Annotated in this window: 6 protein-coding genes, 1 tRNA gene and 1 rRNA gene; 6 read left to right on the plus strand and 2 right to left on the minus strand. The window is 52.5% G+C overall.

Annotation, left to right across the window (positions count from 1 at the left end):
• The first annotated feature begins 6 nt into the window (after positions 1-6).
• The 6 genes from GYRE_RS14240 to GYRE_RS14265 all read left to right on the plus strand — a co-directional run bounded on the left by GYRE_RS14240 (position 7) and on the right by GYRE_RS14265 (position 8,148).
• Positions 7-3,114: an efflux RND transporter permease subunit gene (locus GYRE_RS14240; protein WP_038256088.1), complete on the plus strand. Its 3,108-nt coding sequence runs from the start codon at positions 7-9 to the stop codon at positions 3,112-3,114.
• Between the two features lie 315 nt (positions 3,115-3,429).
• Positions 3,430-3,651, plus strand: coding sequence for a lipoprotein (locus tag GYRE_RS14245; protein ID WP_038256116.1), 222 nt, complete (start codon positions 3,430-3,432; stop codon positions 3,649-3,651).
• A 342-nt stretch (positions 3,652-3,993) separates the two neighbouring features.
• Positions 3,994-5,019: an amino acid ABC transporter substrate-binding protein gene (locus GYRE_RS14250; protein WP_038256090.1), complete on the plus strand. Its 1,026-nt coding sequence runs from the start codon at positions 3,994-3,996 to the stop codon at positions 5,017-5,019.
• A gap of 67 nt (positions 5,020-5,086) precedes the next feature.
• On the plus strand, positions 5,087-6,268 hold the full coding sequence (locus GYRE_RS14255) for an amino acid ABC transporter permease (RefSeq protein WP_038256092.1): 1,182 nt from the start codon (positions 5,087-5,089) through the stop codon (positions 6,266-6,268).
• Between the two features lie 9 nt (positions 6,269-6,277).
• The gene (locus GYRE_RS14260) at positions 6,278-7,381 is read left to right on the plus strand and encodes an amino acid ABC transporter permease (RefSeq protein WP_038256094.1); all 1,104 of its coding nucleotides are present in this window, start codon (positions 6,278-6,280) and stop codon (positions 7,379-7,381) included.
• Positions 7,382-7,389: 8 nt separating this feature from the next.
• A complete protein-coding gene (locus GYRE_RS14265; RefSeq protein WP_006818023.1) occupies positions 7,390-8,148 on the plus strand; it encodes an amino acid ABC transporter ATP-binding protein in 759 nt (252 codons plus the stop codon).
• 55 nt (positions 8,149-8,203) lie between these two features.
• Here GYRE_RS14265 and rrf read toward each other — a convergent pair.
• A 5S ribosomal RNA gene (rrf, locus tag GYRE_RS14270) occupies positions 8,204-8,319 on the minus strand.
• Between the two features lie 39 nt (positions 8,320-8,358).
• Positions 8,359-8,434 (minus strand) — tRNA-Thr (locus GYRE_RS14275).
• Positions 8,435-8,440 lie beyond the last annotated feature (6 nt).

Genomic DNA, 8,440 nt, shown 5'->3' on the forward strand with positions numbered 1-8,440 from the left:
CCAATTATGTCCAGGTTCTTTATACAACGACCGATCTTCGCATGGGTGCTGGCCATCATTTTGATGATTGCCGGTGGCCTTGCCATTCTGCAACTGCCGGTCGCCCAGTACCCGACCATCGCGCCTCCGGCCGTTGCGGTAACGGCAACCTACCCAGGCGCAGACGCCCAGACGGTACAGGACACCGTGACCCAGGTTATCGAACAGAACATGAACGGTATCGATAATCTGATGTACATGTCGTCCACCAGCGATTCCGCCGGTAACGTCACCATTACTCTCACCTTTAACTCAGGAACCGATCCGGATATCGCCCAGGTACAGGTGCAGAACAAACTGCAGTTGGCGATGCCGCTTCTGCCTCAGGAGGTTCAGCAGCAGGGGATTGGCGTAGAGAAATCCAGTAGCAGCTTTTTGCTGGTTGCCGGTTTTGTTTCTGATAACAAAACGTTGTCGCAGGAGGATATTTCCGACTACGTGGCCTCTAACGTCAAAGACGCTATTAGCCGTACCAGCGGCGTAGGGGATGTTCAGCTCTTTGGGGCGCAATACGCCATGCGTATCTGGCTGGATCCTAATGCGCTGAACAAGTATCAGCTCACGCCGGTCGATGTCATTAATCAGCTTAAAACCCAGAATGACCAGATTGCCGCCGGGCAACTGGGGGGAACGCCGGCCGTAGCAGGCCAGCAGCTGAACTCATCAATCATTGCTCAGACCCGCCTGAAAGATGTCGATGAATTTGGTCGTGTGACGCTAAAAGTGAATGCGGACGGCTCTGTTGTGCATCTCAAGGATGTCGCACGCATTGCGCTCGGTGGCGAAAACTACAACATGGTGACCAAAATCAACGGTCAGACCGCCACCGGTATCGGCATTAAGCTGGCAACCGGCGCTAATGCACTGAATACCGCAGCGGCCGTGAAGAGTAAGCTTGCCGAGCTGCAGCAATTCTTCCCGCAGGGTATGAAAGTCGTTTATCCGTACGACACCACCCCATTTGTGAAAATCTCTATTCACGAGGTGGTAAAAACGCTGGTGGAAGCCATCATCCTGGTTTTCCTGGTGATGTACCTGTTCCTGCAAAACATTCGAGCGACGCTTATCCCGACCATCGCTGTACCGGTTGTACTACTGGGGACCTTCGCCATACTGGCGGCATTCGGCTACTCCATTAACACCCTGACCATGTTTGGGATGGTGCTCGCTATCGGGTTGTTGGTTGACGATGCGATAGTGGTCGTCGAAAACGTGGAACGTGTCATGGTCGAAGACCGGCTTTCCCCGAAACAGGCGACAGAGAAATCGATGTCGCAAATTCAGGGGGCGCTGGTCGGTATCGCCATGGTGCTTTCCGCGGTCTTTATCCCAATGGCCTTCTTCGGTGGATCCACCGGTGCTATCTATCGCCAGTTCTCCATCACGATTGTTTCCGCCATGGCGTTGTCAGTGCTGGTCGCGCTGATCCTGACCCCTGCGCTGTGTGCCACAATGTTGAAACCCATTGACCCTGAGCACCATGAAAACAAGCACGGTTTCTTTGGCTGGTTTAACAACAAGTTCGACAAGAGCGTCGATCACTACACCAATAGCGTCAGCGGAATACTTCGTAGCACCGGGCGTTATCTCATCATCTATGTGTTGATCGTGGCGGGCATGGCGGTACTGTTCTTACGTTTACCGACGTCATTTCTGCCGGATGAGGACCAGGGCGTGTTCATGACCATGGTGCAATTGCCGGCTGGTGCCACTCAGACCCGAACCCAGCAGGTGTTGGATCAGGTTGAACACTATTACCTCAACACTGAGAAAGCCAACGTACAGTCGGTATTTACGGTCAACGGTTTTGGCTTCAATGGCCAGGGGCAAAACTCGGGTATCGCGTTTATCAGTCTGAAACCCTGGGAAGAACGCTCTGGTGAGGCAAACAGCGTGGAAGCGATCATCGGTCGCGCAGGCAAAGCCTTCAGCCATATCCAGGATGCGATGGTCTTTCCGTTTAACCTGCCAGCTATTATGGAGTTAGGGACAGCGACCGGTTTTGATTTTGAGCTCATTGATAAAGCCAACCTCGGGCATAATGCGCTGACTCAGGCGAGAAATCAGCTGCTGGGAATGACCCGGGAGCACCCTGACGTCTTAACCCGGGTTCGTCCCAACGGTCTTGAAGACACGCCACAGTTCAAGCTGGATGTCGATCAGGAGAAAGCTCAGGCCCTGGGGGTGTCGATTTCAGACATCAACCAGACGATCTCCGCCGCGCTGGGCGGGACCTACGTTAACGACTTTATCGATCGTGGACGCGTGAAGAAAGTCTATGTGCAGGCTGACGCCCCTTACCGCATGCTGCCAACTGATATTAACAATCTTTTCGTACATAGCAGCAGTGGCGAAATGGTGCCTTTCTCTGCCTTTACCACCTCACACTGGACCTATGGTTCTCCGCGTCTGGAGCGCTACAACGGCACCCCTTCGATGGAGATTCTGGGTGAGGCTATTCCCGGAAAAAGTACCGGTGAAGCCATGGCGCTGATGGAGCAGCTGGCCAGCAAGCTGCCTAACGGGATTGGCTTTGACTGGACGGGGATGTCCTATCAGGAAAGGCTCTCCGGCAACCAGGCACCGGCGCTGTACGCTATTTCGCTAATCGTCGTGTTCCTGTGTCTGGCGGCTCTGTACGAGAGCTGGTCCATTCCTTTCTCGGTCATGCTGGTTGTCCCACTCGGCGTTGTCGGCGCCCTGCTGGCGGCATCGCTGCGTGGGCTCAGCAACGACGTTTACTTCCAGGTTGGGCTGCTGACTACCATCGGTCTGTCAGCGAAAAACGCCATTCTGATCGTCGAGTTTGCGAAAGACCTGATGGATAAAGAAGGCGAAGGCATCATTGAGGCCACCCTTAAGGCCTCACGCATGCGTCTGCGGCCTATCCTGATGACATCGCTCGCATTTATCCTTGGGGTAATGCCTTTGGTTATCAGTAACGGAGCGGGAAGCGGGGCACAGAATGCCGTTGGGACCGGCGTGATGGGGGGGATGCTAGCGGCAACGCTGCTGGCCATTTTCTTTGTTCCGGTATTCTTCGTTGTTATCCGCAGACGCTTTGGCCGGCGCTAAGTAGCGTTTTGTTTTATAAGGCACCTCAGGGTGCCTTTGTTTTGACTGTCGGAAAATTAAGTGTATTCTGAATATAACAGTCGTGACGCTAACGCTGTGAATATTATTAATTTATTAACCGACATAAAATCAAAAATCCATACTTTCTACACAATGCTGTGCATTCCTGCGCAAACCCTCCATTAAGTTTACATATCTCATATCTGGAGATAGTTTTAACAACGGCACACTAATTCTTCAGTGATAAAATACCTCTCACTCCCGCTCATTAAGATGTTTTACGGTATTAATAGCGGTTTATTCAGAGGTAACATGATGAAAAGATTAATCTCAGTCGCATTACTGACTGCCCTGCTTGCCGGGTGTGCTCATGACTCTCCTTGCGTTCCGGTGTACGACGACCAGGGAAGACTGGTGCATACTAACACCTGTATGAAAGGGACGACTCAGGATAACTGGGAAACCGCAGGGGCCATCGCTGGCGGTGCCGCCGCCCTCGCAGGGTTAACGCTGGGTATCGTAGCATTAACCAAATAAGCATGATAAAGCGCGGATATCCGCGCTTTGCTTTGCCGCATTCTGACTTATTTATTATCACAGCAATATTCACCCCCGAAATTACTCTTTCCTTATCTCAATATCTCTCAGATTTTTTGCGCTAATTTGTGGCGCAGGTTGTAATTTTGCACCATCGCGGGGCGATGAATTTTTCGTTTCCTGTCTACACTCACTTTATTGCTCGCCGCTGGCCGTTATTCAGTCGCTCGCAATTATGGCATCCCCTTTGCTTTAACAGGGATGGCCATTGCCACAGACAGGTTTCTGGTGTCGTCAGACGCCTTAATAAATAACGATAAATCTCGCCACACAGGATGCATTATGAAAAAGATAATGATTGCCAGCCTGGCTATTGCAGGCACGTTGTTTGCTGTCGCCAATCAGGCTCATGCTGGTGCTACTCTGGATGCCATCAAAAAGAAGGGATTTGTGCAATGCGGGATCAGTGACGGGCTGCCTGGCTTCTCTTATGCCGATGCGAATGGCAAGTTCACCGGCATTGATGTCGACGTCTGTCGCGGTATTGCCGCTGCCGTATTCGGTGATGCGGAAAAAGTGAAATATACCCCTCTGACCGCAAAAGAACGTTTCACAGCCCTGCAGTCTGGCGAAGTTGATCTGTTATCACGCAATACCACCTGGACTTCTTCCCGCGATGCAGGGATGGGGATGTCGTTTACCGGTGTCACCTACTACGACGGGATCGGCTTCCTGACCCATAGCAAAGCCGACTTAAAAAGTGCCAAACAGCTTGATGGCGCTACCGTCTGTATTCAGGCAGGGACTGACACTGAGCTGAACGTCGCCGATTACTTCAAAGCTAATAACATGAAGTACACGCCGGTGACCTTTGACCGCTCCGACGAGTCTGCCAAAGCGCTGGAGTCCGGGCGCTGCGATACTCTGGCCTCCGATCAGTCTCAGCTGTATGCGCTGCGCATCAAGTTAAGCAACCCGGCCGACTGGATCGTACTGCCGGAAGTTATCTCTAAAGAACCTCTGGGTCCGGTGGTCCGTCGTGGTGACGACGAATGGTTTGCCATTGTGCGCTGGACGCTGTTCGCCATGCTGAATGCCGAAGAGATGGGCATCAACTCGAAAAACGTCGACGAAAAAGCAGCCAAACCCGCCACGCCGGATATTGCTCATCTGTTGGGTACAGAGGGCGACTACGGCAAGGATCTGAAACTCGACAACAAATGGGCCTATAACATCATCAAACAGGTCGGTAACTACAGCGAGATTTTTGAACGTAACGTGGGTTCTGAAAGTCCGCTGAAGATTAAGCGTGGCCTGAATAACCTCTGGAACAACGGTGGGATCCAGTACGCTCCGCCGGTGCGCTAGTTTTTGTGCAGTAACGGGCGCCGCTCTGGCGGTGCCCAGCCCAGAGTTTTGCTCGTTGAGGTTTGTTATGTTCCGTCGCCGCCCTGTTGCAAAAGGTACGCTCTCATTCTCTAACCCCACGGTTCGCGCCTGGCTTTTCCAGATCCTCACGGTGCTGGTGATTATCATTGTCGCGGTCTGGTTAATCCATAACACGCTGACCAACCTCAACCATCGGGGGATCACCTCCGGCTTTGCCTTTCTCGATCGTAGCGCGGGCTTCGGTATTGTTCAGCACCTGATTGATTACGAAGAGGGGGATACCTACGGTCGGGTGTTCCTGGTGGGTCTGTTAAACACCCTTCTTGTTTCCGCGCTATGCATTGTTTTTGCTTCGTTTATTGGCTTTTTTCTCGGTCTGGCTCGTCTGTCCGAGAACTGGTTATTACGCAAACTATCGACGATATATATCGAGACGTTTCGCAATATTCCGCCACTGTTGCAGATCTTCTTCTGGTACTTTGCGGTACTACGAAATCTTCCTGGTCCGAGACAGGCCGTTAACGCTTTTGATCTGTTTTTCCTGAGTAACCGTGGGTTATACATTCCGGCACCCCAGCTCGGCGAAGGGGTCATTGCATTCGCAGGCGCTGCAGTACTCGCGCTGGTGATTTCTTATGGTCTGTTTCGCTATAACCGAACCCACCAGATCAAAACCGGCCAGCTCCGACGTACCTGGCCCGTCGCGGCCGCTCTGATTATCGGTTTACCGCTGTTATCGCACTGGGTTTTTGGCGCTGCTATGCATTGGGATGTACCGGAGCTGCGCGGATTTAACTTCCGTGGCGGTATGGCACTGATCCCTGAATTGGCTTCGTTAACCATTGCGCTATCGGTCTACACCTCTGCGTTCATCGCTGAAATTATCCGTTCAGGGATCCAGGCGGTACCTTATGGACAACATGAGGCCGCACGCTCCCTGGGACTGCCAAACCCGGTCACACTCCGCCAGGTGATTATTCCGCAGGCGTTAAGGGTCATAATTCCTCCTTTGACCAGCCAGTACCTGAACATTGTCAAAAACTCCTCGCTGGCTGCAGCAATCGGCTATCCGGATATGGTATCGCTGTTCGCCGGAACGGTCCTTAACCAGACCGGGCAGGCCATCGAGACCATTGCTATTACCATGTCGGTTTATCTGGTCATCAGCCTGACGATTTCGTTGCTGATGAATCTGTACAACCGACGTATTGCCCTGATTGAGCGCTAAGGAGCGATGATGACTAAAGCACTGCTCTCTCCCTCCGCGCATCCTGGCAAATCACGGCCTCCCGGCGCCCTGAGTTGGATACGTAAGAATCTGTTTTCCGGATGGGTAAACTCCCTGCTGACGCTGTTTTGCTTATGGCTGCTCTGGCAGATTATTCCGCCGCTGGTGAACTGGGCATTTCTTCACGCGAACTGGACCGGCTCAACGCGCGCGGACTGTACCCGTGCCGGTGCCTGTTGGGTCTTCATCCATGAACGGTTCGGGCAGTTCATGTATGGGCTCTACCCGCACGATCAGCGCTGGCGAATTAATCTGACACTCGCCGTCACTCTGCTGAGTATCGTGCCAGTGTTCTTAAAGAAGATGCCGCAGCGTGGGCGATATATCGCCGGGTGGGCCATCCTGTACCCTGTCTTCGTCTGGTTACTGCTTTATGGTGGTTTCATTGGGCTGGAACGCGTTGAAACGCGTCTTTGGGGCGGGTTGACCTTAACGTTGATCATCGCTTCAGTGGGTATTGCTGGTGCGCTGCCGCTCGGGATCCTTCTGGCGCTGGGAAGGCGGTCAACCATGCCCATCGTGCGTATCCTGTCGGTGATTTTTATCGAGTTCTGGCGCGGAGTACCGCTCATCACCGTGCTGTTTATGTCTTCGGTGATGCTGCCGCTGTTTATGTCCGAGGGCGTTACCATCGATAAGCTTATTCGCGCACTGGTTGGTGTCATCCTGTTTCAGTCAGCTTACGTGGCGGAAGTCGTTCGCGGCGGATTGCAGGCCCTGCCGAAAGGTCAGTACGAGGCAGCAGAGTCACTGGCTCTCGGTTACTGGAAAACGCAGATCCTGGTCATTCTTCCCCAGGCGCTGAAGCTTGTGATCCCTGGTCTCGTGAACACCATTATCGCCTTATTTAAGGATACCAGCCTGGTGATCATCATCGGGCTCTTCGATCTCTTCAGCAGCGTGCAGCAGGCAACGGTTGATCCCGCCTGGCTTGGCATGTCGACCGAAGGATACGTTTTTGCTGCACTGATCTACTGGATCTTTTGTTTCAGCATGTCGCGCTATAGCCAGCATCTGGAGAAGCGTTTTAATACCGGGCGATCGCCGCACTGAGGGTCACTATGAGTCAAATTACTATGCAGCCTGCCAACGCGATGATTTCACTGGAAAATGTGAATAAATGGTTTGGTCAATTCCATGTCCTGAAGGATATCAATCTGCAGGTCAGACAGGGGGAACGTATTGTGCTCTGTGGACCATCCGGCTCCGGGAAATCGACGACGATTCGCTGTATTAATCACCTTGAGGAACACCAACAGGGAAGGATCGTAGTGGATGGCATCGAGTTGAATGAGGATGTGCGCAATATTGAGCGCATCCGCCAGGAGGTAGGGATGGTATTCCAGCATTTTAACCTTTTCCCCCACCTGACGGTTTTGCAAAACTGCACGCTTGCGCCTATCTGGGTACGGAAAATGCCAAAGAAAGAGGCCGAAGCTCTGGCGATGTACTATCTCGATCGGGTACGTATTGCCGAACATGCCAACAAATTCCCTGGACAGATTTCAGGTGGCCAGCAGCAGCGTGTCGCTATCGCACGCTCTCTGTGCATGAAACCGAAAATTATGCTGTTTGATGAACCAACCTCAGCTCTCGATCCTGAAATGGTTAAAGAGGTACTGGATACCATGATTGGTCTGGCACAGTCAGGTATGACAATGCTGTGCGTGACCCATGAAATGGGCTTCGCCCGCACGGTAGCAGACAGGGTCATTTTTATGGACAGGGGGGAAATCGTTGAACAGGCGCCGCCGGATGAGTTCTTTGCGCGTCCCAAATCGGAGCGCACGCGGGCATTTCTGTCACAGGTCATTCATTAGAGAACGGCCAAAAGCAAAAAACCCCAACCTTTCGGTTGGGGTTCTTCTAATTGATGTCTGACAGTGTCCTACTCTCACATGGGGAGACCCCACACTACCATCGGCGCTACGGCGTTTCACTTCTGAGTTCGGCATGGGGTCAGGTGGGACCACCGCGCTAAAGCCGTCAGACAAATTCTTTTCTAAAGTGCCAAACTTTAACCAAAAAACTGGTGCTGATACCCAGAGTCGAACTGGGGACCTCACCCTTACCAAGGGTGCGCTCTACCAACTGAGCCATATCAGCACACTT

The organism is Yokenella regensburgei ATCC 49455 (assembly GCF_000735455.1).
GTDB classification, from domain to species: domain Bacteria; phylum Pseudomonadota; class Gammaproteobacteria; order Enterobacterales; family Enterobacteriaceae; genus Yokenella; species Yokenella regensburgei.